Genomic DNA, 24,578 nt, shown 5'->3' with positions numbered 1-24,578 from the left:
ATGGGTACACGGAAATGGTTTCCTGTAAAAAAAATGCATTGGGGTTATCAGGCAATTGTTTTTCTGGCCGTGTTCCTGATTGTGTACGGTTGTATAGAGCCGTTTTCCCCGCCGGAAGTAAATAATCCCGAGAGCTTCCTGGTCGTGGACGGGTTCTTGAATGTGGGCAGCGACACCAGCAGGATTACATTGCGAAACACGCAAAATACGAATGATGATACCCGACCCATTATGGAAGGCGGCGCGCGGATATCAGCGGAGGCGGAAAGTGGTGAAACGTATAATTTTGAAGAGCGGGGCAACGGAGTTTATATTTTGCCGCCTGTGAATTTTAATATGACCACCAAATATCGCCTGCATATCAGGCGGTCGAATGGCAGTGAATATTTATCGGAATACGTGGTCGTAACCAAAACGCCGCCGATCGACAGCCTTACCAGTAAGCTGGATCCCAACCGGAATGCAATGCTCATTTATGTGAATACGCACGATGCAACAAACAATACGAGGTTTTACCGGTGGAGATTTGAAGAGACTTTTGAATACAGATCAGCATTTTTTTCCGGACTCGAGCGTGACCTTGAAACAGAGTCAATTGTTGTCCGGCGCGACAACGTTAATACCTGCTGGACAACGCTGGAATCGAAGGATATCAAGTTAGGCTCGACAATAAAACTGAATCAGGATATTATAAAAGACTTACCGGTCAATATCATCGACATTTCCACGAACAAACTATTTTTCAAATACAGCATTCTGGTAAGGCAGTATGCATTGTCGCGGGAAGCATTTGAATACTGGACCGATCTCGCGAAAACAACACAAGGGACGGGAAGCCTTTTTGATCCGCAACCATCGCAGGTTACGGGCAACATTAAGAATGTGAAAGATGCCAAGGAGCTCGTTTTTGGATATTTCAGTGCAGTTACCGAAGAGAAACAGCGTATTTTCCTTACGCCGGCGCTGGGCCGTTATCCCACATGCATTCCGCCCGATACACTCGAGCCGGCCGATGCGTACACTTCTTTCGGCGTGTTGCTGAACACATATATGGACGCGGCGGGCAAAACTTTTATTTTAAGCTCTTCCGAAGACTGTGCGGATTGCCGGGCGCAAGGTGGGACAACTACCAGGCCATCTTTTTGGGATTGATATTTCAATGATCATATAATCTTATGAAAAGGACTTTATTCTATTGCTGTATGTTGCTCTGCGCCGCTTTGTCCGCATACGCGCAGGACGATGCCATGGTGAAATCAATACAGCAGCGATTTGGGATTTATACCGAAAGAGCATTGCAGGAAAAGATGTACGTTCATCTTGATCGCCCGTTGTATCTGATAGGCGAAACGATCTGGTTCAAGGCATATAACCTGAATGCAGCTTCGCACCAATTTCTGGATGTGAGTAAAGTAGCTTATCTGGAAGTGCTTGATGCTGAAAACAATGTATTGATCCAAACCAAATTCGCATTGGCTGATGGTAAAGGAAATGGCTCCTTACTGATCCCTTCTACAATTGCTAGCGGAAATTACAAAGTGCGCTGCTATACCAACTGGATGAAGAATTACGGTCCTGAATATTTTTTTGAATCTTCTATTTCTATTGTCAATCCATTCGTACGTTTTGATCCGGACAGGTTGGCTAAGGAAGCTGAAAAATATGATGTTCAATTCTTTCCCGAAGGTGGATATTTGGTTAAAGGCATTGAAAGCAAAGTGGGCTTCAGGGCCATCGGGAAGGACGGTAATGGCGTGAATTTCACAGGGGAAATTGTAAACAGTCAGAATGAAAGCATTGCGAAATTCCAGCCTGAAAAAAATGGAATAGGCTTTTTTGCACTAAAACCTGAACCTGGGGCCACTTATAATGCTGTAATCAAGGATAGCAAGGGACAATCGTATACATTTCCATTGCCCAAAACAGAAGAGCAGGGTTACGTCATGCAGCTAAAAGATTCAACGAGTAGCTTGTTGAAAATCACGGTTACTGCGGCGGTCGTCAGCGACGAGCCTGTGCCGGTTTACTTAATGAGCCATACCCGGCAGCATAATGTACTCGCTGATAAGAAATATTTGAAAAATAATAAGGCCGTTTTTACGCTGGAGAAATCGCAGCTGGGTGAAGGCATTTCGCACATTACGATCTTTAATGAGAAGCTAAAACCGCTTTGCGAACGACTTTATTTTAAACGGCCATCGAAGCAGCTTGCTATTGAGGCGACAATCAAAAATGCATTCGTAACGAGGGAAAAGGTAAATATGGATATTTCTGCGGCAGTCGCATCGGCGGCCGTCGCTTCGGCGTCCGAAATGTCGAATCTGTCGGTGGCGATTTACCTCACCGACTCCATTGTCACACAATCCCAAACAGACATTACCAGCCATTTGTGGCTTTCATCGGATTTGAAAGGCAGCGTGGAATCCCCTGAATATTATTTTGCTAATGTGAATGCAGATACGGACCGGCAACTGGACAACTTGATGCTCACGCACGGCTGGCGCAGGTTTAAGTGGGAAAATGTTTTTGTAAGTCAGGCTGCTCCCTTTGAGTTTCTCCCTGAGTTCGACGGACATTTTATCCAGGGAAAGGTGGTCAACAAATCGGACGGCGCGCCAGCGAAAGGCATTGACACTTATCTGGCCGCACTGGACGTTCCGGCACGCCTGTATGTTTCCCAGAGCGATCAGAAAGGGAATGTAATGTATGAAGTAAGGAAATTTAACGGGCCGAAGGAGATCACATTGCAAACCAACCTGAATGTGGATTCCACGTATCGCATTGAAATTGCCAGCCCCTTTGTAAAACAGTTTGCAACACGGCCAGTCGCTCCGTTTGTTTTCAGCAAAACCTGGGAAAACCAGCTGCTGAACCGGACTATTAACATGCAGACAGCAAATGTATTCCTTCCACCGGTTTTGACTGAGCGGAAAGCGACGTTAGCCGATTCGGTCGCATTTTTTGGCGTGCCGGACGAAAAATATTTTCTGGATGATTTTACCCGTTTCCCCACAATGGAAGAGGTTTTAAGAGAATATGTCCGCGGCGTGCTGGTCAGGAAAAGACAAAAAGAGTTTCATTTCCGGTTGGTGGATAAGCTGCTTCCCAACACATTCTACACCACCGATCCACTGATCCTGCTGGATGGGATCCCGGTTTTCAACACGGATAAGATCATGGAAATGGATCCTCTGAAAGTTAAAAAAGTCGAAGTTTTAAGCTCACGCTACTTCCTCGGACCGATGACTTTTACCGGGATTGTGAGCTTTTCAACTTATCGCAACGACCTCGCTGGTTACGAGCTGGACCCCAAAGTGACGGTGATGCCATATGAAGGCTTGCAGGTTCAGCGGGAATTTTATTCGCCAAGATATGACAAAGGCAATGCGGAAAGTCGCATCCCGGATTTTCGCAACCTGCTGCATTGGGCGCCTAACATCACAACTGATGCTTCCGGGAAAGCAAACCTGGACTTCTACACATCCGATCAAACCGGACATTATCAGGTTGTTATCCAGGGAATTACACCATCGGGCGTTTCAGGAAGTAGGACGCTTTCTTTCAATGTGGGCAAGAGCAGCCTATGATCAAATGTAAAATTCCGACGTGTGCTTGATCTCTTTAAGCACAAAAGTGCTGTTTAAAACACCAATATTGTCGATTTTAGACAGTTTGTATTTCACGAAATCGTGATAATCGTCCAGGCTTGCGACATTGATTTTCAGTAAAAAATCAACCTGTCCAGCCATATGATAACATTCCTGGACTTCCTGTAAATTCTGAATTTCCTGCTCGAATTTTTCAATAAATGCCTCATTATGGTAACGCATCGAAACCTGGCAGATCGTTGTAACCTGTCGGTTAATGAGCTTTTTATCCAGGATTGCCACGTATTGTTTGATATAACCCAGACTTTCCAGCCTTCGGATCCTTTCATAAATTGGTGAGACCGTCAGGTTTAGCATTGTGGCAATTTCCTTCGTTGTCTTTTTTGCGTCTTTTTGCAAAATCCGCAGGATCTTGGTATCAATTTTATCCAACTGTTCCATGGTGCAATAATATTTACTGTAAGCAATATGCTGAACTAGGTTTAAAAGTAATATTTTCTTTAAATATCAAATAGTGCAGGAACATTTCCTGTCAATCGACGTAAAGATTGAAAATATTATCCGAATAAGGGAAATTGCAAGTGATTAATGCTTTATTAAAACAGGCTTGTCATGAAATCAGAATGCATATTGGTGATCGGTGCGAATGGACAAATCGGTTCGGTGCTGGTTGAGTATTTAAGAGAAATTTACGGGGTGGAAAAAGTGATTGCGTCGGATATCAGGCTGCCGGAGCATCAGGTGCCGCCGCACCGGGTGCCGCCGCACGAAACAGGCCTTTTTGAAAAACTGGATGCGACTGATGGCAATGCTTTGGCTGCATTGGTCAAAAAATACAAGGTTACGCAGATTTACCACCTGGCCGCAATCCTGTCCGCGAAAGGCGAGCAGGAACCTTTAAAAACCTGGCATATCAACATGCAAACTTATTTCAATGTGCTGGAAGCAGCGCGTGAAAATCAAGTAGCGAAGGTTTTTTATCCGAGTTCAATTGCGGTTTTCGGCGATAATGTGGATACAAAGGCAGAACAGTGGTCTTATCTTGATCCGGCAACGGTTTACGGGATTAGCAAGGCGGCGGGTGAAAACTGGTCTAATTATTATTTCCAGAGATATGGAATGGACATTCGGTCGCTCCGATATCCGGGCATTATTGGTTACCAGTCTATGCCGGGCGGCGGGACGACCGACTATGCTGTTGATATTTACCATAAGGCCGTCCAAGGCGAAGCATTTGAATGTTTCCTGGAAGCGGGCACAACACTTCCCATGATCTATATCAGCGATGCCATGGACGCGACGGTAAGGTTAATGGAAGCGCCAAAAGATAAAATATCCGTGCGAACGAGTTACAACCTGGCCGGGATCAGTTTTTCCCCGGAAGAAGTGGCCGCCAGCATCCGCAAGATAATTCCCGACTTTAACATTACTTACAAGCCCGATTTCCGCCAGAAAATCGCAGAATCCTGGCCGGCACAAATTGATGATATGCAGGCCAGAAAAGACTGGGGATGGCGTCCGGCTTATAATCTGGATAAAATGACGGAAGAAATGATCATTGAATTGAAGAAGAAATATCAATCCGTAAAAAGCTGAAAAGCAATTACTATCAACATTAAATATCCATTTCATGAACGCAACCATTCAGGAAGAACTGCACGAGGAACTGGAAGCCATTAAAGCGGCCGGTCTATATAAAAAAGAAAGGATTATCACAACTCCGCAGGCGGCTCAGATCGCGACGGACGGAAAGGATGTGCTGAACTTTTGTGCTAACAATTATCTGGGTCTTTCATCTCACCCTGAGGTGATTAAGGCCGGGATTGAAGCCATTAATACCCACGGATTTGGTATGTCATCTGTTCGGTTTATTTGCGGAACACAGGACATTCACAAAGAACTGGAAAGCAAAACAGCCGCGTTCCTGGGCATGGAGGATTGCATCCTCTACGCAGCAGCTTTTGACGCGAACGGTGGCGTTTTTGAGCCGTTATTGAATGAAAAAGACGCCATTATTTCCGACGAATTGAATCACGCTTCATTAATAGACGGCATCAGGCTGTGCAAAGCGAAACGTTTTCGTTACAAGCACAATGATATGGCGGATCTGGAACAGCAACTCAAAGATGCCGCGGGAAGCCGCCGTATCCTGATTGTTACAGACGGTGTGTTTTCGATGGACGGAACCATCGCACAGCTTGACAAAATCTGCGACCTGGCCGAAGCAAACAATGCTATGGTCATGATCGATGAATGTCATGCATCCGGCTTCATGGGAAAAACCGGTCGCGGATCACACGAATTCCGGAATGTAATGGGCCGCATTGACATTATCACGGGCACTTACGGAAAGGCATTAGGAGGCGCCTCGGGCGGTTTTACAGCTGCCAAAAAGGAAATTGTTGAAATCCTGCGCCAGCGTTCAAGACCATATCTTTTCTCAAACACGCTTGCGCCGTCCATTGTCGGAGCGTCTATCAAAGTGTTGGATCTGCTTTCTTCCTCCACCGCATTGCGTGATAAGCTGGAAAAAAACACGGCTTATTTCCGGAAAGAAATGACGGATGCTGGATTCGATATTTTGCCGGGAGAGCATCCCATTGTTCCGATCATGCTTTATGACGCGAAACTTGCGCAGGAATTTGCTTCTAAATTGTTGGAAGAAGGCATTTATGTGATCGGGTTCTTTTATCCCGTTGTGCCACAGGGCAAAGCCCGCATCCGCGTACAAATTTCCGCCGGCCACGAGCAAGCGCATTTAGAGAAAGCCGTCGAGGCGTTTACGAAAGTTGGGAAAGAGCTTGGTGTTATTTAATAAAACATTGTCACACTGAGCGGCCCGGCGGCCCGGTACGCTCAGTGTGACAAATGACTCGTTAAATTACGAATTAGTCTGTTCCGCCTCTAAAAGCTCTGTCTCCACATGCAATGATTGCAGCGTGGCATTGCCATATTGCGTAACCATAGCCACGTCAGCAGCGTCACGGCCGTGAGCGATCTCAATTCTATATCCACCTGTTTTTTCCTGCACGGCATCAAATGTGTACCATTGGCCGCCGATATAAACGTCAAACCAGGCGTGCAGGTCCATTACTTTCAGTCTGTCAAGATAGCCAACCGTCATTCTTGCCGGAATGCAAAGATTGCGGCATAATGCAATGGCCAGGTGCGTAAAGTCGCGGCATACGCCAATCCGGCTACGGGCAACATCGAGTGCTGTCGTGCTGGAATCGGTTACACCGTATTGATATTTAACATTTTGATGAATCCACGTCCGTATCGCCTCAACCTGCGCATAACCTGGCGTCAGATTGCCTGCAATGTTCATAACAAGCATATTTATTTCGTGCAAATCTGACTCACAGTAACGACTTGGCAGAATGTAATGCATAACCTCGTCGGGCAGGTCGCCCACAAGCATAAATGTTGGCGGCGGGTTGGGAATGGACTTGGTCGCACTCACTTGCGCCTGAACTTCTGTGGTAATGGTTACCTTGCCAACTGGTAAAACGGTCCGCTGGCACGGATTGCCATATATGTCGGTATATTCTGAAAAGGGAACGGATGGCTCAATGTTAAAACCTTCCTGAATGATGGACTGACCTTCTTGACGGCGGGGGCGTAACATAGTCGTTACAGTGGTGGGTGCATACACGTCATACGTGAATATGCTTCTTCCCTTCATTTTCATGTATGAGTCGATTTAATATATTTGGTAAATGTTATGACAACGAGTTAGTTAAAAATTACGTGCCATTATTTGGGACAAACATCCATTACGGTCTGAATTAAAACATTTTAATGGACGTTTGTAAGTCAGGAATATTAATTTTAGGTTAACACCGGACGCAAGACCGGCTTTTACAGCATTTAAATTTTTCGCCTATGTCAGTTACAAAATGGATTGTAGACCCCGTGCATTCAGAAGTTCAGTTCAAAATCAAGCATTTAGTGATCTCTACCATTACGGGTTCCTTTAATAACTTCGAAGGTGGCGCCACGTCGGATCTGAACAATTTTGAAAATGCTGAAATTCACTTCTCCCTCGACGTGAGCAGTATCGATACCAAAGTCGATATGCGTGACGCACATTTAAAGTCCGCAGATTTTTTCGATGCCGAGCAGTTTCCGCATATTACTTTTCAGTCTAATTATTTTCATAAAGTGAAGGGCGATAACTACAAACTTTCGGGTTTGCTTACATTAAAAGGAATCACAAAACCCATCGAGCTCGACGCAGAATATGGCGGCGCGGAGCGCGATGCAGACGGGAAACTGAGGATCGGTTTTGAAGTCGAAGGCAGGATAAGCCGTCAGGAATTTGGACTTAATTATATGCAATTGACAGATTCCGGTGGTCTGGTGATCGGCGAAGATGTAAAACTGATTGCCAACATTCAATTGGTTAAAGAATCCTAAACGCAATATTTGCCCGGTCTGTCCGGATAATGCCCGACATCAGCCGTAAACGGAATGTCGGGTTTTTTTATAATGAGGATAAAACAATGCGTTATTCCTTTTGCATATTGGCAACCTAACCTCCCAATTTGGTTTAAATGAGATTCCTTCGAATTTTCCTGCGCATCATTGGCGTGATCGTCTTAGTCTTGTTGCTGGTCATTGCTACCATGATCACGACCATGGACAACACACCTTATAAAGAAATGCCTTATTACGGACAATGGAAAAGACTGGTCAGCAATGTTAAAAAGGACACTTCCGGCTCAATAGGGCAGTTACAGGCAGGTTGGGCGAAAGTCAACATTACACCCGCATCGCCCACACCCACAGCGGGTTATGGCAACCGGCGGGGCAAGTTGTACACTGCCGTCCACGATTCAGTTTACGTGAGGGCCATGGTGATTGACAATGGTGAAACCCAGGCCGCGATCATTGCTGCGGACTTGCTTATTGTGCCGCCGACGGTGATCAAACTGTTGCAATCGCGGCTTACGGAAAAGGAAATTCCGTTTGATCAGGTCTTTTTTGGCGCAACGCATAGCCATAACAGTGTAGGTGGTTGGGGAACAGGCATTTCGTCGTTATTCTTTTCAGGAAAATATGATCCGGCAACGGTGGAGCGGCTTGCGGATGCCATTTTTCAGGCCATTGTGCTGGCAAAAGCAAAGCTGGAACCGGTTGACCTGACTTATATGGAAGCGATTGACACTGTTGACATCCGAAACAGGCTGGTAGGTGGAGAAGGCGAGATTGATCCCGAGATCCGTTCGGCTGCATTCGTTACAAAAAGTGGTAAAAAGGCAATTTTAAGCTCCTATGCCGCGCATTCAACGGTTTTGAATTCCAAAAACATTGTGCTGTCCAGAGACTATCCCGGCATGCTCGTGGATTCACTTGAAAAAGGACGATACGATTTTGCAATGTACATGGCCGGCGCCGTGGGCAGCATGGGGCCGATTGAGAAAGGTGCTGATGATTTTGACGAGGTTAAAAATCAGGCCTATGGGGTGCAAAAAGCACTGCTATCCGACTCTGCATTAAAGATGAAATCAAAAGGCGCCACCTTGCAGGCGATTACATTGCCATTGCCGCTGCGCGATCCGTCGCCGCGACTGACGATGAACATTAACCTGCGTTCCTGGGCATTTAAAAAGGCTTTTGGAGAATATCCGGTGTTTGTAAAAGCGTTACGGATCGGTAATATTCTCATGGTCGGGATGCCTTGTGACTTTTCTGGCGAACTGGTTGCAGGATTGGATGCATATGCCAAGACAAAAGGGATTAACTTGCTGGTTACCAGCTTTAATGGTGGTTATATCGGCTACATTACGCACGACAAATATTTTGATAAAGACCTTTACGAAACCAAAACCATGAGCTGGTATGGCCCGTACAATGGCGCTTATCTGCAAGAGGTGATCAAAGACATTATTGATAAATTATCCTAAACTATCCTGAATATGAAAACACTGCTGCTCTGTTTACTTGCATTTTTAAGCATTCAATCAATGGCGCAAACGCCTGTAAAAGTAGCGGTTGCCGGGCTGAGCCACGGTCATGTCGGCTGGATTTTCAACCGTTCGGATAAAAAGGATATTGAGCTTGTGGGGATTTACGAAACCAATCCGGACCTTGTCAATCTGTTCATGACCAAGTACAAGCTGGACAAAAAGCTCTTTTTCACGGATTTGAACAAAATGCTCGACGAGGCCAAACCGGAAGCCGTTTCAGCATTTGGGGCGATAAATGAACACATTGCGATTGTACGCGCCTGTGCGCCGAGGAAAATCCACGTAATGGTGGAAAAACCGCTGGCAACAACATTTGCAGACGCGAAGGAAATCCAAAAGTTGGCGGATCAAAATGGCATTCAAGTGCTTACCAATTATGAAACCTCCTGGTATGCAAGCAATCAGCACGTCCGTGACCTGGTAGAGCAAGGGAAATTGGGCGAGATCAGGAAAGTGATGGTCAACGACGGGCATCAGGGACCGAAGGAAATTGGTGTGAGCAAAGAGTTTCTGGCCATTCTCACCGATCCGGTTAAGAACGGCGCGGGAGCATTGATTGATTTTGGTTGCTATGGAGCGAATTTGATGACCTGGCTTTTGAAAGGGGAACGTCCGCTTTCGGTAACGGCTGTTACCCACCAGAATAAGCCCGAGATTTATAAAGAAGTAGACGACGAAGCATCCATTATTTTACAATATCCCAAAGCGCAATGTATCATTCAGGGTTCCTGGAACTGGTCCTTTGCCCGAAAAGATATGGAAGTGTTTGGGAATAAAGGTTATGCAGTGGCTGTAAACGCAACCACGGTCAGACAACGCCTGGCGGAAAAAACGCCTGAGGAAACGATCAAGCTCGATCCGCGGCCTGCACCATTTACAGATCCGTTCTCCGTTTTGGCAGACGTGATCCAGGGGCGTTTGAAACTGGAAAAAAACGATTTATACGGATTACCTGTGAATGTGACTGTGGTCGAAATTTTAGAAACTGCAAAAGAGTCGGCAAAGTCCGGAAAAACCATTTATTTAAAGAAGTAAATAAAACATCAGGCATTTGGAACCACGTTCAGTTCGCTTTTCACAGACTACATTAACGGAACTAATGATTCCGTCCTACGCTAATTTTGGCGGAAAAATACATGGCGGCATCCTGTTATCATTGATTGACAAGGTTGCCTATGCCTGCGCCGCGCGTCATGCGGGCACGTATTGCGTGACGGTTTCTGTCGATGGCGTGGATTTTTTAGAACCTGTTGAAGTTGGCGACCTGGTTTCACTGCACGCGTCCGTTAATTATGTCGGCAGGACTTCATTGGTGATCGGGATCAGGGTGATTGCAGAGAATGTCAGGAATGGAACGCAACGGCATACCAACACTTCTTATGTGACCATGGTTGCGAAAGGGGATGATGACAAGCCGACCGTTGTTCCGGAATTACTGCTTGAAAATGAGGATGATGCACGCAGATTCCTCGAAGCGATCAAGCGCAGGGAATTGAAAGAAAATTACCGTGATGCATTTGATAATGCGAAAACACGGTTGGATGTGCAGGATAACTTGCACAAGTTATCAAAGCAGCGTTGTGTGATTGGTTGGGAAACAGAAAACAAAGATTAATATGCTGATATGGATTGTGGGTTGCGTGGTAAGCTGGTTTGCAGCGCCAGCTATGACATTGGATATTGAGTTCACCAACATTAAAAAAAAACAGGGCAAGCTCTGGATTGCTATTTATAAGCCTGAGGAAAAATTCGCCGGGAAAGAAAAACCGAACACCTACAAGATCGTAGAAGTGAAAGCAGCCGCGCCTCAGCATGTCACATTTGAACTGAGCCCCGGGCGTTACGCATTAGCAGTTTACCACGACATGAATAGCAATGGTGTGCTGGACAAAAACTTCGTGGGAATTCCTAAGGAGCCTTATGGTTTCAGCAAGAATTTCCGCCCTAAATTTTCTGCCCCGAAATTTGAGGATTGTGAATTTTTGCTCAAAGATCCGGGACAGAAAATCAGTGTGAAGCTAACGGACTAGAAGCCGAATAAGCCGCCGGTCTTTTTGCGGGTGCTTGTCGTTTTTTTGCCAAACAACATGCCAAAAACACCCCTGACCACTTCGCGGCCGATTTGTTTTGCCAATGGCGAGTTAAGCGCTTCGGAAAACATTCCTTTTTCTTCTTTTTCCTTTTTTACTTCCGCAACTTCTTCCTGCGCTTTGGCCTCCACCTGAGCGTGGGTTTCCATGCGCTTGGTTAGCATTTCGTAAGCGCTTTCCGGATCAATCGGATCTTTGTATTTCAGGTAAACGTCTGATTGTCTGACGTGATTATCATAATCTGCCTGCACCATTGGGCCCATAATTGAGTTTGGCGGGAGCAAATGGGTTGCCGCCACTTCTGTCGGAATTCCCTTTTCATTTAAAACCGTAATCAATGCTTGCCCGATTCCTAATGTGGTCAGGATCTGGTCAATGGCATAAAAATCTGATCTCGGGTAAGTTTTAACGGTTTGTTTTAGTGCGTCTGCATCTTGCGGGGTAAATGCTCTTAAAACGTGTTGAACGCGGTTTCCTAATTGAGACAAAACGGAAACAGGAACATCTTGCGCCATTTGTGTGCAAAAGAAAATTCCCACGCCTTTGGAACGGATAAGGCGTACAACCTGCTCAATCTGGTCCAGAAATGCTTTTGGCGCATCTTTGAAGAGCAAGTGCGCTTCGTCCAGGAAGAATACCAGCTTGGGTTTATCCAGATCGCCGGCTTCCGGCAATTTTGTGTAAAGTTCAGCCAGCAGACTTAACATGAATGTTGAAAACAATGCGGGCTTGTCCTGAACATCGGAAATATTAAGCAAACTGATGACGCCCTGCCCATCGACGCGGTTGATCAGGTCAGTAATGTCAAAAGATTTTTCACCAAAAATAGTCCCTACGCCCTGTTGTTCCAAGGCGACGATTTTACGCAATATCGTTCCCGCTGTGGAAGTGGAAATGCTGCCGTAGTCTGCTTTTATTTCGGAAGCGCCGGGACCTTCTGAAAGGTAATTGAGCACTTTTTTCAGGTCGTTCAGATCCACCATGGGCAGATCTTTGTCATCGGCATACTTAAAGAGAATCGCCAGCACGCCCGACTGCGTATCATTTAATTCAAAAATTTTGGAAAGCAGTATCGGCCCGAATTCCAGGATCGTGGCGCGCATCTGAGCGCCTTTTTGTCCGCTTAGTGAATAAAGTTCAACGGGATATCCTTTTGGCTCAAACACCGTTCCCAGTGCCGCCGATCTTTCCTGCAACGCCGCATTGGTTGGTCCGGGTTGCGCAATACCCGATAAGTCGCCCTTTATATCCGACATAAAAACAGGCACGCCTGCGGCGGAAAGTTGCTCGGCAAGCACCTGCAATGTTCGCGTTTTTCCCGATCCCGTTGCGCCGGCCACTAGTCCATGCCTGTTCATCATGCGCAGAGGCAGATTTACCCTGGCTTCACCGATAATTTCACCATCCAGAATGGCAGAACCCAAATGAATGACAGGTTTATCGGTGCGATAAGATTTTTGGATGGCTGCAACAAATTGTTCTTTTTTTGACACAGGAATAAAGGTTATGTTTATGAAATGTTAATTTACAAAAATTAACCGTTTGGGGAAGTTTTGGCAGAACAGGTTACAATTTTTCCATAATACAATTCTTTTGAGAACTTATATTACTTTTCGTAGGTTCTTGTATTTGCAAAATTTTATTAGGTATTTTGGTAATATCGCTTAACAAAAATTCTGATTAACCAATTTAAAGACAACACTTTCAATTTATGCTTAGCCGAGTTGCCAATTCAATTTACTGGATGAATCGTTACATCGAACGGGTAGAGAACTACGCCCGTTTTGTGGGAGTTAATTTTAATCTGGCTTTGGATCTGCCGCCCGATGTGGACGAGCAATGGGAACCGCTTCTGATCGCAACTGCTGATCACTATTTGTTTTATAAATATTACGAAAAGCCCACCAAAGAGGACGTTATACATTTCCTGACATTTGATAAAAGAAACCCAAATTCCATTATCAGCTGCCTTTACGAAGCGCGCGAAAACGCGCGGACGATCCGGGAGACTATATCGAAGGAAATGTGGGAGAGTATCAATACTTTTTACCTGTCGATTCGGGGTACAAACCCGGATAATTTCCGGAATATGGACCATATGCAGGCATATTTTACAGATATCCGTAAAAGCTGCCAGCTCTTTCACGGCGTTGTGGATTCATCCATTACACGCAATGAAGCCTGGCATTTTGGCCGCTTAGGCCGACATATCGAGCGCGCGGATAAATGTTCCCGCTTTTTGGACGTGAAGTATTTTACATTGTTACAAGACTCTGGAACATCAGGGTCGACGCTGGATCTTATGCTCTGGACTGCGGTTTTGAAATCTGTGAGCGCTTATAATATGTACAGGCAGACGCATCGCGCATTGACGCCAATGAACATTGTCGCTTTTCTTATTCTGGATAAATTATTTCCCAGGTCCATCGCTTATAGCGTACGACAGGCCGAACTCTCATTATATGCGATTGCGGGGTCGATTCCGGAACGCGGACACACAAATCCTGCTGAACGGGTGTTGAGCAAGATCCGTACGGAATTGGAATTTACCGATGTTGAGGACGTTTTTAAAATGGGCCTTCACGAATATCTGGATAAATTTCAGACTAAAAATAACGAAGTGGATTCCGCAATTTTCGACATGTATTTTGGCCTGGAAACCGGCCAGTCGCAGAGTCTGTCCCAAGGCCATTCTCAAAGTCAGTCACAAAGCCAGTCATCGGGGCAATTCAAAACCCAATGGATGAACTAAAAGCCAACTAAATCGGTCAAATGCCGGAAACTTCATGAATTTACAAGTCCGGCACTCTCTGGAATATCAATATAATTTTCCGGTGGTCCTGGAAATGCACACATTGTATTTATATCCAAGATCCTATCCGCACCAGCGATTACTGGAATACAATATGTTCATTGACCCACAGCCATCTAAAATTGTAAAAAATATAGATGTGGAAGGCAATGTTCAGCATTTGATCTATTTCTATAACCAGCCTTACAGCAGGCTTTTTGTTGAAGCTTCCATCACTGTAAGCTCAGAGCCTGTAAATGTTTTCGACTTTGTATTTTACCCTTTTGAAACCAGCAAGATCCCGTTTTTGTACGATAACCGGATTTATAAATATTTGATCCCGTATCTTGACAAAACCGATGCAACGCAGCAGGTGGAACAATTTGCGCGTCAATTGGCAGCAAAGGTTGACTATGCCACGATCCCATTCCTGGTCGAAATGAGTCAGTATATCAGTCAAAACTTTGTGTATCAGCACCGTGAATATGGGAATGCGTATCCACCGGATGAGACATTGCGCGACAGAAGTGGCTCGTGCAGGGAGTATGCAAGGCTTTTTATGGGCGCCTGCAGAAGCCTGGGAATTGCGGCCAGATTTGTCAGTGGCTATTTATATGGGAACCCGCAGCAGGCACACGAATTGCATGCGTGGGTGGAAGTTTTCTTGCCCGGAGCCGGATGGCGGGGTTTTGACCCCACGGAAGGTAAGGCCGTGATTAACAATCACATTAGCATGGGAACTTCCGCCGACTATGATCAACTGGCACCCGTTATGGGTTCGTTTTTAGGATATACAAGCTCTCTGCTTACTACCCATGTAGACATTCAGTTACTACAAGATAAGTAGTAACGATAAGTCAAATGTTGCTTTTGTTTCAAGAAAAATCGGACAGTAGAGAGGGAAATTTAGTATTTTTGCAACCAAACAAAAAGAGGAATTCTAGATCGTGACGTTAATTAAATCTATCTCAGGAATCAGAGGTATCGTGGGTGGAAAATCGGGTGAGGCGCTGACTCCGATTGATGTTGTCAAATTTGCAGCGGCTTACGGGACATGGCTGAGGCGTACAAATCCACAAAATTTGAAGGTTGTTATTGGCAGAGACGCACGTTTATCCGGTGAAATGGTGAGCCGCCTTGTTGCCGGGACATTGCAGGGAGTAGGACTTCATGTAACGGATCTTGGCCTTTCCACCACGCCTACTGTCGAGATTGCGGTTACGGCCGAAAATGCAGCAGGAGGGATCATCTTAACAGCCAGCCACAACCCGATTCAATGGAATGCACTTAAACTGCTTAATCACGAGGGAGAATTTATCTCAGAAGAAGAGGGTGCGGAAGTGTTGAGAATTGCGGACGAGGAAGATTTTGTTTTTGTTGATGTTAAAAAACTGGGAAGCTACGTTGCGGACGATTCATATTTACAAAAGCATATAGATCAGGTCCTTGCATTGCCCTTAGTGGATGTGGAGGCGATAACCAATGCCAATTTCAGGATTGTCGTCGATGCGGTCAATTCTACGGGCGGAATCGTTGTTCCGATGCTTTTGGAAGCATTAGGCGTTTCTGTGAAGAACATTAAGAAGTTAAATTGCGAGCCAACAGGTAATTTTGCCCATAATCCTGAGCCGCTTCCCGAGCATTTACGTGAGATCAGCAAAGAGTTAAAGGATGGTTCTTTTAATCTCGGTATTGTGGTTGATCCTGATGTGGATCGGCTAGCGCTCATGTGTGAGGATGGAACGCCGTTTGGTGAAGAATATACATTGGTTGCCGTTGCGGATTACGTGCTTAAAAACACGCCGGGTAACACCGTTTCGAACTTATCTTCAACAGCTGCACTGCGCGATGTGACGATTAAGGCAGGCGGAAAATATTTTGCTTCCGCAGTAGGAGAGGTCAATGTGGTGAATATGATGAAGGCAAATCAGGCAATTATCGGTGGTGAGGGAAATGGCGGTGTCATTTATCCGGAAAGCCATTACGGAAGAGATGCTTTGGTTGGAATTGCATTGTTTTTGACCCATTTGGCCAAATTCGGTAAGACAGCTTCTGTTTTACGCCGTTCGTATCCAGGTTATTATATTTCAAAAAACAAGATTGAGCTGACGCCTGATATCAATGTGGATAACATTCTCAGCCGCATTCAGACCCGTTATTCCAAGCAGCCATTGAACACAATTGATGGCGTAAGGATTGAATTCGACAGGGAATGGGTGCATTTGCGCAAATCCAACACGGAGCCAATTATCCGGATCTATTCCGAATCGGAAACGCAGACAACAGCGATCAATCTGGCTAATAAAATCATTTCTGACATTAAGGAAATCATTTCAGAGCCGAAAAACAGTCAAAAATGAAAGCCTATTTGGACAATGCTGCCACCACGCGCCTTGATCCGGAAGTTTTGGAAGTAATGTTGCCGCTCATGACCGAGCAATTTGGTAACCCTTCGTCCATACATTCCTTCGGGCGGGCAGTCAGGTCATCTATTGAAAGAGCCAGAAAAAGCATTGCGGGGATTCTAAATGCCGCTCCTGCCGAAATATTCTTTACATCAGGCGGCACGGAGGCAGATAACACTGCGATCCGTTCCAGTATTGAAACGCTGGGTCTCAAACACGCCATCACATCCCGCATTGAGCATCACGCAGTTTTGCACACGCTCGAACATCTTCAAAGATCGGGGCAGATCCAATTAAGTTTTGTTAATCTCAATGAAAAAGGGGAGGTTGATTTACAGCATTTGGAAACATTGCTGCAATCCAATTCCCGTTCGTTGGTTTCATTGATGCATGGCAATAATGAAATAGGCAATTTGCTGGACCTCGAAGCAGTAGGCGACATTTGTGAAAAATATAATGCCGTTTTCCATAGCGATACGGTGCAAACAATGGGTCACTATAAGCACGACCTGCAGAAGCTCAAAACCAATTTTATCGTCGGCGCGGCCCATAAATTCAATGGCCCGAAAGGAGTTGGATTTCTTTATATCAGACCTGGATTGAAAATTGCTCCTTTTGTACACGGAGGTGCGCAGGAGCGTAACATGCGTGGAGGAACTGAAAATATATATGGCATTGTCGGCTTAGCCAAAGCTTTGGAAATTGCTTACCGTGATATGGACCTTCACCGCAAACACATTGAAGGCCTGAAACTGCGGATGATCGACAAGCTAATGAACAGCATTGAAGGGATAACCTTTAACGGTAATTCGGCAGATTTGGATAAAAGTCTTTACACAGTCTTGAATGTTAGCTTACCGCCTTCCGAGATTAGCGATATGTTGTTGTTTAACCTCGATATCGCTGGCATAGCAGTCTCAGGAGGAAGCGCCTGTGCCAGTGGAACGGAAATAGGCTCGCACGTCCTGAATGAACTGAGAATTGATGAGAACAGGGCGAATGTTCGTTTCTCTTTTGGAAAATATAATACAGACGAAGAGATCGATTATGCCGCGCATACGCTGGCCGAATTATATAAGAAGGAAAGTGTGATCTTATAAAGCAAAAAGCGGTTGTTAAACCGCTTTTTTTATGATGTCTTCCAGAGTTTCTATCCAGATGTCGCTGTCATTGAGGCTCTCAACCAACTGCCAGTGAACACCGCCTTCTTTTTCAAAAATCTCTTTGTATTCTTCACCCACTTCAATGGTTGTTTCCAAACAATCGGCAACGAATGCGGGCGAAAATGCAAGCACACTTTTCACGCCTTTCTTGGTTAATTCAGGGATCACTTCATCCGTGTAAGGCTTAATCCAAGGGTTTTTGCCCAATCGCGATTGAAAGCAAGTCGTGTAAGTTCCTTCTGCCAGGCCAAGTCCTTTTACCAGCAAACGCGTTGTTTCAAAACATTGCGCACGGTAACAATGTTGGTTACGGGCATCCAAATGATCGCAGCAGGAACCGAATTGGCAGAAATTACCGGTTACGTCTCCTTTTGTAATCTGTCTTTCGGGAAGGCCGTGATAACTAAAAACTACATGATCGTAATGTTGCTGCGCCATGTATTTTTTGCCCAGATTCACGAAGCCTTCGATGAATTTGGGATGATCGAGAAAGCGGTTGATGAATTTAATTTCAGGCAAAACTTCCCAATCCTGGATCACACGCATTACTTCTTTATAAACAGAACCTGTTGAAGCAGAAGCATATTGAGGGAAAAATGGAACGATGATGATTTCAGAAAGTGTCTGTTTTCTCAGTTCTTTCAGTCCATTCTCAATGCTTGGACTTTGGTAACGCATGGCAAGCTCCACCACAAAATCGTCGCCTAAAACACGCTGCAATTTTTCTTTTACAGAATAGCCGTAAATTTTTAGCGGTGAGCCATCCGGTCTCCACAACTGTTTGTAAATCTTTGCCGATTTCGGTGCCCTGAACGGTGCAATAATGAGATTAATAAGCATCCAGCGGTTCAGATAAGGGATATCAATCACCCTTTCGTCCATCAGAAATTCCCGCAGATATTTCCGCACATCCGGCACCGACGGGCTGTCGGGCGTGCCCAGATTCACGATCAGGACACCGGTTTTACGGATTGCTTCTTTGTTTGTTGAGATATTATTTGGCTGTGCCAATATGTCCGTATTCATTCTTTCAATTATTTCAAATATGTAGCAAAACCTCTCGCAATGCTGCCTGCGCTGACCATTCGCGATTTGCCGCCTGTTCAATCACTAAGGATCTTGGCCCATCCAAAACCTCATCTGCCACTTTCATGTTGCGACGCAATGGCAGGCAATGCATGAATTTTCCATTATCAGTCAAAGCCATTTTCGCTTCCGTGATCATCCAGGAAGGATCACTCGTCAAAACCTGGCCATAACTTTGGTAAGACGACCAATTTTTGCCGTACACAAAATCCGCGCCTTCCAAAGCTTTATCCTGATCGTAGATCACCTGGCCTTTTCCCACAAATTCTGGCGAAAGATCGTAACCTTGCGGGTGCGTAATAACCAGTTCCACATCCATCGGGTTCATCCATTCACAAAATGAGTTGGCAACAGCTTGCGGCAACGCTTTAAAATGTGGTAACCACGTCAAAACAACCTTTGGGCGCTGTTTTATCTTAAATTCTTCTATTGTAATGCAGTCTGCAAGTGACTGTAACGGATGCCTCGTTGCAGATTCCAGATTAATGATCGGAACCTCGGCGTATTTTTTAAATTGCTGGAAAACGATCTCAGCATAGTCTTTATCCCGATCCTGCAAGCCTGCAAATGACCGGATTCCAATGATATCGCAATAACTGCCAATCACCGCCGCCGCTTCTTTCACGTGTTCCGCTTTATCGCCGTTCATGATCACGCCTTCTTCCATTTCCAAACCCCACCCATCCTGTCCTACGTTCATCGTAATCACATTTAAACCAAGATTTTGCGCCGCTTTTTGCGTACTGATCCTTGTTCTCAAACTCGAATTGAAAAAAAGCAGTCCTATGGTTTTATTTTTACCTAACTCAATGTCAGCAAATGGGTTACGCTTTGCGGCGATGCCATTGGTAATCAGTTGATTCAGGTCGGTTACGTCGTTTATGGAAAGAAAGTGTTTCATTCAGTTCGGTAATTTCTGCGGCGTTTAGGTTAAATTAAATGGCAACGGATGTTTCTTTTTTCAATGCTTCTAGGAATTGATCGGCCTCTTCTTTGCCCAAAGCAAGCGAAGGCAATAATCGAATGGTGTTAGCGCCCGCCACTCCAGTGAACATTTTATATTCGAATAAAAGTTTGTTCCGAAGATCCTTTACCGGGAAATCATATTCAATCCCAATCATTAATCCGCGTCCTCTCAACTCCTTATATCCGCCAATTTCTTCAATGCCTTTGAGAAGATAATCGCCAATCTCTGCTGCGTTTTCCAGAAGATTTTCATCCTTCATGATATCCAGGACCGCCACGCCCGCGGCACAAGCCAAATGGTTTCCGCCAAATGTCGTCCCTAGCAAGCCATAACTCGCTTTGAATTTGGGTGAAATCAGGATTCCACCGATCGGGAAGCCATTGCCCATTCCTTTGGCCATGGACATAATGTCCGGGTCAATGCCGCTAAACTGGTGCGAGAAGAATTTTCCCGTCCGGCCATAACCACATTGCACGCTGTCCAGGATCAGCACAGCGCCGGTTTCGTCACACTTGCGTCTTAATGTTTGTAAAAATTCATCTGAACTAACATTAATTCCGCCCACACCCTGAATTCCCTCAACGATCACCGCGCAAACTTCATCCGTAATGCCTTTTTCAGCAGCCTCAACATCGTTAAATGGCAGAAATGTTACGTGCTCTTTGTAATTGACAGGCGCAACAATAGATGCATTATCCGTCGCCGCCACTGCACCGGCAGTCCGTCCGTGAAATGATTTTGTAAAAGAAATCACCTTTTTACGACCGTTATGAAACGAAGCCAGTTTCAAAGCATTCTCATTCGCCTCAGCGCCAGAGTTGCATAAGAACAGCTTATAATCAGGGTAACCAGAAAGCGATCCAAGCTTCTCCGCAAGCTCCTCCTGCAATGAAATTTTTACAGAATTAGAATAAAAACTGATCGCATTCAGCTGCTTCGTGAGCATATCCACATAATAAGGATGGCAATGACCGACGGAAATCACCGCATGCCCGCCATAAAGATCCAGATATTTGGTCCCATGCTGGTCCCACAAGTAACTTCCCTGAGCCTTAACCGGCTCTATATCGTAAATGGGGTAAACGTCGAATAAGTGTGACATCTCTTGAATTTTTATGTCTTCAAAATGGGTGTTAACAAATCAAAACGCCGGCGCTTTCAACTTCAATCCAGCATCTTCCGGCAAGCCAAATGCAAGGTTCATGTTCTGTACAGCTTGTCCTGAGGCGCCTTTTGTCAGGTTATCAATGATGCTTGTGATCAGTAATTGCCCGTCGTGCACTTCCAGGTTGATGAAGCACTTATTAGTGTTTACAACCTGCTTTAAGTCAATCGGCGCGTCGCTAATGTGCGTAAACGGATGCGTGGTGTAAAAGCTTTTGTAAATGCTTTTTGCTTCTTCCAATGTGCCTTCGAACGCCGTATACACATTCGCCATAATGCCACGCGTGTAATCGCCACGGTAAGGGACGAAGTTGATGGCTTTGTTAAAACCAGGCTGTAATTTGCCCAAACTCATTTTGATCTCTGTCAAATGCTGATGCGTGAATGCTTTATAAATGGAGATGTTGTTGCTTCTCCAGCTAAAATGCGTTGTCGCACTCAACGACTGACCTGCGCCCGTGCTTCCTGTAACGGCGCTTATGTGAATGTCATCTTTGATCAATCCAACCTGGGCCAACGGCAAAATCGCCAGCTCAATGCTTGTGGCAAAGCAACCTGGATTTGCAATTTTAGTCGCTGTCCTGATCGTTTCCCGTTGCAACTCGGGTAATCCGTAAACAAAGCCATTGGATTCATCACGGAAATCGGTGCTTAGGTCAATGATCTTTACATTTGCCGGGACAGCGTTCTCAGTAAGAAACTTTTGAGATTCACCATGACCGGAACAAAGGAAAATAGCATTCAGGTTTTCCTGATCCAAAAGAGTCTGAATGTCGTCCCCTGAAAAAGTCAGATCCGTATCTCCTAACAAATCCGTATGCGTCGCATAAATGGGTTTTCCAGCCTGACTTTTGCTGTGCGCAAAGGCAATGACTGCATTCGGGTGATTGAGTAATATTCTGATCAACTCGCCGCCTGTGTAACCAGCCGCGCCGATAATTCCTATATTAATATTATTCATTTGCTAGTTATTCGCTGACTCGCTCACCTTTTGGTAAATCATCACCTGGTTAGAAGCCACTTTTGAAAATCCTCTTACGTCGTCGCCAGTCCAGGCATTGTTCATTTCACCGTAGCTGCCGAATTTGGACGACATTAAATCAAATGGTGATTCAATTCCCTCCACATGGAAGCGGTAAGGAGCCAAATAAACATGCACTTTTCCAGTAACATGCGCTTGTGTATCAGTCAGGAAAGTTTCGATGTTGCGCATGACCGGCTCTACAAACTGACCTTTATGAAGCAGGCTGCCATACCAGTTTGAAAGTTGTTCTTTCCAGTAAAGCTGTTGCTCGCTCAGCACGTGTTTTTCTAATGTATGGTGCGCTTTGATAATGATCAAAGGTGCCGCAGCTTCGAAGCCCACACGTCCTTTAATACCAATAATTGTATCGCCAACATGGATATCACGGCCAATCCCGAACGGCTGGGCAATGGCAGCGAGCTTTTGAATTGCTTCAACAGCATTTTCAAATTTCTCGCCAGCAACACCTTTCAATTCACCTTTTTCAAATTCAAGCGTGATCCTCTCCGGTTCGGTCTTGGTGATCTGTGTTGGCCAGGCAGATTCCGGCAAATATTGTTCAGAAGTCAAGGTCTCTTTTCCACCAACAGATGTCCCCCAAAGGCCTTTGTTAATGCTATATGCAGCCTTGGCCCATTCGCGGCCAACACCTTTTTTAGTTAAATATTCAATTTCTGCCTCACGCGAAAGTTTAAGGTCGCGGATCGGTGTAATGATCTCAGCCTCAGGAATAATAATGCGGAAAGCCATATCAAAACGAACCTGGTCATTTCCGGCGCCGGTGCTGCCATGCGCAATTGCATTCGCTCCGATCTCCTTTGCATACTCCGCAACCGCCACTGCCTGAAAAACGCGCTCAGCGCTTACAGAAAGGGGATAAGTGTTGTTTTTAAGAATATTTCCGAAGATCAGATATTTGATACAATCATTATAGTAATCGCTTGTTTTCGTTATCGTTGCATGTTGTTTCACGCCCAAAGCATACGCATTGGCCTCAATCGTTTTCAGTTCTTCATTGGAAAAACCGCCTGTATCAACCAAAACCGAATGGACTTCGTAACCTTTGTCTTCGGCTAAATATTTTACACAAAAAGAGGTATCTAATCCCCCGCTAAACGCTAAAACTACTTTGGGCTGTGACATTATATTAAATCTGATTCTGACTAAATGCTTAAATTGGAGTACAAAAGTAACAAAAAAATACCTCGCTCTGGGCCAAAAAAGGGCTGCCGGGCGAGGTATTTAAAAGATATATAAATCTGTAAATAAATGCGGTGCTTTAATGTACGAGCACGGACCCGGCGTTTTTCTTTCTGGCGCGTTCTTCCCTTCGCAACAAAATGCGTTGCTTAATACGCATCCAGCGCTCGTACAAGCTGGATTCTTTCAGAAAATCCCAGGAATGTTTCTCCGGCTCTACACCCGTAGCAACAGCAACTTCTTCTTTTTTCTTATCCTCAGGATTGTACATCATTCCGGTGCACAAGCAATGTTTTCTGCCGGTCCGTGTCAACACATCATAATTGACACAGCTCGCGCATCCTTTCCAGAAAGCATCATCCGCAGGCAACTCACTAAATGTTACCGGCTCGTAACCCAAGTCTGAATTGATTTTCATCACGGGCAAACTCGTAGTTATACCAATGATTTTCGCATCAGGATATTTCTGGCGGGATAATTCAAAGGCTTTTTGCTTGATGGCTTTGGCCATTCCGCTGTTACGGAAATCAGGGTGAACGATCAGTCCGGAATTTGCTACAAACTTGCCATGTTCCCATGTTTCGATGTAACAAAAACCAACCCATATGCCGGAATCTGTGGTGGCAATGATGGCTTTTCCTTCCACCATTTTTTCCATTATATATACGGGGGAACGTTTGGCTATACCAGTACCACGCTTTTTAGCGCTCTCTTCCATTTCTGCACAAATAATTTCGGCAAAATGAAGATGATTTTCATTGGCAGTCTGAACTATAAACTTACTGCCCACTACTTCGGTATTTTTCATTGATGGCTTGCTGACAAAAAATGTTCGAAACAATAATTATTACACCCAGAGAAAACGATGGGACGTTTTGAAAATTGAAAAAATTGGTGGGTATAAAAGTTTTACCACGTAGGTAAAAGATAATTATGCGGTCCGGGGGGACCTGAATCGAAAAGGCGTAGTATGAAGAACAGTATGTATGCCGTTGTCGTTCATTGACTTGCTAATGCGTCTAAGAGACTGCAAATTTTGAAAAAAAAATTGTCACTCCAAAGAAACAGAAGATATATTTTTATGGTTCGTTTTGGAAGAAAAGTTTTT

At 45.0% G+C, this 24,578-nt stretch carries 22 protein-coding genes; 13 read left to right on the top strand and 9 right to left on the bottom strand.

Annotation, left to right across the window (positions count from 1 at the left end; translation table 11 throughout):
* A complete protein-coding gene (locus NFI81_RS16305; protein ID WP_234611386.1) occupies positions 1-1,152 on the top strand; it encodes a DUF4249 domain-containing protein in 1,152 nt (383 codons plus the stop codon).
* A gap of 23 nt (positions 1,153-1,175) precedes the next feature.
* Complete coding sequence (locus NFI81_RS16300; protein ID WP_234611387.1) at positions 1,176-3,587, top strand: alpha-2-macroglobulin family protein; 2,412 nt, start codon at positions 1,176-1,178, stop codon at positions 3,585-3,587.
* Here NFI81_RS16300 and NFI81_RS16295 read toward each other — a convergent pair whose 3' ends face one another.
* Positions 3,588-4,049: an Lrp/AsnC family transcriptional regulator gene (locus NFI81_RS16295; protein ID WP_234607792.1), complete on the bottom strand. Its 462-nt coding sequence runs from the start codon at positions 4,047-4,049 to the stop codon at positions 3,588-3,590.
* 171 nt (positions 4,050-4,220) lie between these two features.
* On the opposite strand from NFI81_RS16295, the gene NFI81_RS16290 reads away from it, so the two are divergent.
* Both NFI81_RS16290 and kbl read left to right on the top strand, forming a co-directional pair.
* Positions 4,221-5,204: an NAD-dependent epimerase/dehydratase family protein gene (locus NFI81_RS16290; RefSeq protein WP_234611388.1), complete on the top strand. Its 984-nt coding sequence runs from the start codon at positions 4,221-4,223 to the stop codon at positions 5,202-5,204.
* Positions 5,205-5,238: 34 nt separating this feature from the next.
* The gene (gene kbl, locus NFI81_RS16285; protein ID WP_234611389.1) at positions 5,239-6,423 is read left to right on the top strand and encodes a glycine C-acetyltransferase; all 1,185 of its coding nucleotides are present in this window, start codon (positions 5,239-5,241) and stop codon (positions 6,421-6,423) included.
* 66 nt (positions 6,424-6,489) lie between these two features.
* Here the strand turns inward: kbl and NFI81_RS16280 are convergent, their stop codons facing one another.
* Entirely contained in the window at positions 6,490-7,299 is an 810-nt protein-coding gene (locus NFI81_RS16280) for a transglutaminase domain-containing protein (protein WP_234611390.1), read from the bottom strand.
* A gap of 194 nt (positions 7,300-7,493) precedes the next feature.
* Between NFI81_RS16280 and NFI81_RS16275 the strand changes: the two genes are divergently transcribed.
* The 5 genes from NFI81_RS16275 to NFI81_RS16255 all read left to right on the top strand — a co-directional run bounded on the left by NFI81_RS16275 (position 7,494) and on the right by NFI81_RS16255 (position 11,610).
* Positions 7,494-8,027, top strand: coding sequence for a YceI family protein (locus NFI81_RS16275; protein ID WP_234611391.1), 534 nt, complete (start codon positions 7,494-7,496; stop codon positions 8,025-8,027).
* Positions 8,028-8,164: 137 nt separating this feature from the next.
* The gene (locus NFI81_RS16270) at positions 8,165-9,517 is read left to right on the top strand and encodes a neutral/alkaline non-lysosomal ceramidase N-terminal domain-containing protein (protein ID WP_234611392.1); all 1,353 of its coding nucleotides are present in this window, start codon (positions 8,165-8,167) and stop codon (positions 9,515-9,517) included.
* Positions 9,518-9,529: 12 nt separating this feature from the next.
* Positions 9,530-10,615, top strand: a complete 1,086-nt coding sequence (locus tag NFI81_RS16265; protein WP_234611393.1) for a Gfo/Idh/MocA family protein — start codon at positions 9,530-9,532, stop codon at positions 10,613-10,615.
* Between the two features lie 64 nt (positions 10,616-10,679).
* Complete coding sequence (locus tag NFI81_RS16260; protein ID WP_234611603.1) at positions 10,680-11,195, top strand: acyl-CoA thioesterase; 516 nt, start codon at positions 10,680-10,682, stop codon at positions 11,193-11,195.
* A gap of 1 nt (position 11,196) precedes the next feature.
* Positions 11,197-11,610, top strand: coding sequence for a DUF2141 domain-containing protein (locus NFI81_RS16255; protein ID WP_234611394.1), 414 nt, complete (start codon positions 11,197-11,199; stop codon positions 11,608-11,610).
* On the opposite strand, the gene NFI81_RS16250 is transcribed toward NFI81_RS16255, so the two are convergent.
* A complete protein-coding gene (locus tag NFI81_RS16250) occupies positions 11,607-13,163 on the bottom strand; it encodes a helicase HerA-like domain-containing protein (RefSeq protein WP_234611395.1) in 1,557 nt (518 codons plus the stop codon). The two genes, NFI81_RS16255 and NFI81_RS16250, sit on opposite strands and share 4 nt — an antisense overlap.
* Positions 13,164-13,381: 218 nt before the next feature.
* On the opposite strand from NFI81_RS16250, the gene NFI81_RS16245 reads away from it, so the two are divergent.
* From NFI81_RS16245 to NFI81_RS16230, 4 genes are all read left to right on the top strand, one after another.
* Entirely contained in the window at positions 13,382-14,422 is a 1,041-nt protein-coding gene (locus NFI81_RS16245) for an alpha-E domain-containing protein (RefSeq protein WP_234611396.1), read from the top strand.
* A gap of 34 nt (positions 14,423-14,456) precedes the next feature.
* Positions 14,457-15,308 carry a transglutaminase family protein gene (locus NFI81_RS16240; RefSeq protein WP_234611397.1) on the top strand — a complete coding sequence of 284 codons (852 nt, stop codon included), beginning with the start codon at positions 14,457-14,459 and terminating at the stop codon, positions 15,306-15,308.
* 100 nt (positions 15,309-15,408) lie between these two features.
* The gene (gene glmM, locus NFI81_RS16235; RefSeq protein ID WP_234611398.1) at positions 15,409-16,821 is read left to right on the top strand and encodes a phosphoglucosamine mutase; all 1,413 of its coding nucleotides are present in this window, start codon (positions 15,409-15,411) and stop codon (positions 16,819-16,821) included.
* Positions 16,818-17,966 (top strand): cysteine desulfurase family protein, encoded by a 1,149-nt coding sequence (locus NFI81_RS16230; RefSeq protein WP_234611399.1) that lies wholly within the window; start codon positions 16,818-16,820, stop codon positions 17,964-17,966. The genes glmM and NFI81_RS16230 overlap by 4 nt, the downstream gene beginning before the upstream one ends.
* 15 nt (positions 17,967-17,981) lie before the next feature.
* On the opposite strand, the gene hemH is transcribed toward NFI81_RS16230, so the two are convergent.
* The 6 genes from hemH to NFI81_RS16200 all read right to left on the bottom strand — a co-directional run bounded on the left by hemH (position 17,982) and on the right by NFI81_RS16200 (position 24,278).
* Positions 17,982-19,055, bottom strand: a complete 1,074-nt coding sequence (gene hemH / locus NFI81_RS16225) for a ferrochelatase (protein ID WP_234611400.1) — start codon at positions 19,053-19,055, stop codon at positions 17,982-17,984.
* Between the two features lie 13 nt (positions 19,056-19,068).
* Complete coding sequence (locus NFI81_RS16220) at positions 19,069-20,016, bottom strand: N-acetylornithine carbamoyltransferase (protein ID WP_234611401.1); 948 nt, start codon at positions 20,014-20,016, stop codon at positions 19,069-19,071.
* Between the two features lie 34 nt (positions 20,017-20,050).
* On the bottom strand, positions 20,051-21,184 hold the full coding sequence (locus tag NFI81_RS16215) for an aspartate aminotransferase family protein (RefSeq protein WP_234611402.1): 1,134 nt from the start codon (positions 21,182-21,184) through the stop codon (positions 20,051-20,053).
* Positions 21,185-21,223: 39 nt separating this feature from the next.
* Positions 21,224-22,207, bottom strand: a complete 984-nt coding sequence (argC, locus tag NFI81_RS16210) for an N-acetyl-gamma-glutamyl-phosphate reductase (protein WP_234611403.1) — start codon at positions 22,205-22,207, stop codon at positions 21,224-21,226.
* A gap of 3 nt (positions 22,208-22,210) precedes the next feature.
* Positions 22,211-23,413: an argininosuccinate synthase gene (locus NFI81_RS16205; protein WP_234611404.1), complete on the bottom strand. Its 1,203-nt coding sequence runs from the start codon at positions 23,411-23,413 to the stop codon at positions 22,211-22,213.
* Positions 23,414-23,549: 136 nt separating this feature from the next.
* Entirely contained in the window at positions 23,550-24,278 is a 729-nt protein-coding gene (locus NFI81_RS16200; RefSeq protein ID WP_234611405.1) for a GNAT family N-acetyltransferase, read from the bottom strand.
* Positions 24,279-24,578 lie beyond the last annotated feature (300 nt).

The sequence above is a fragment of the Dyadobacter fanqingshengii genome (assembly GCF_023822005.2).
Lineage (GTDB): Bacteria > Bacteroidota > Bacteroidia > Cytophagales > Spirosomataceae > Dyadobacter > Dyadobacter fanqingshengii.
This window is presented reverse-complemented; position numbering and strand designations above follow the sequence as displayed.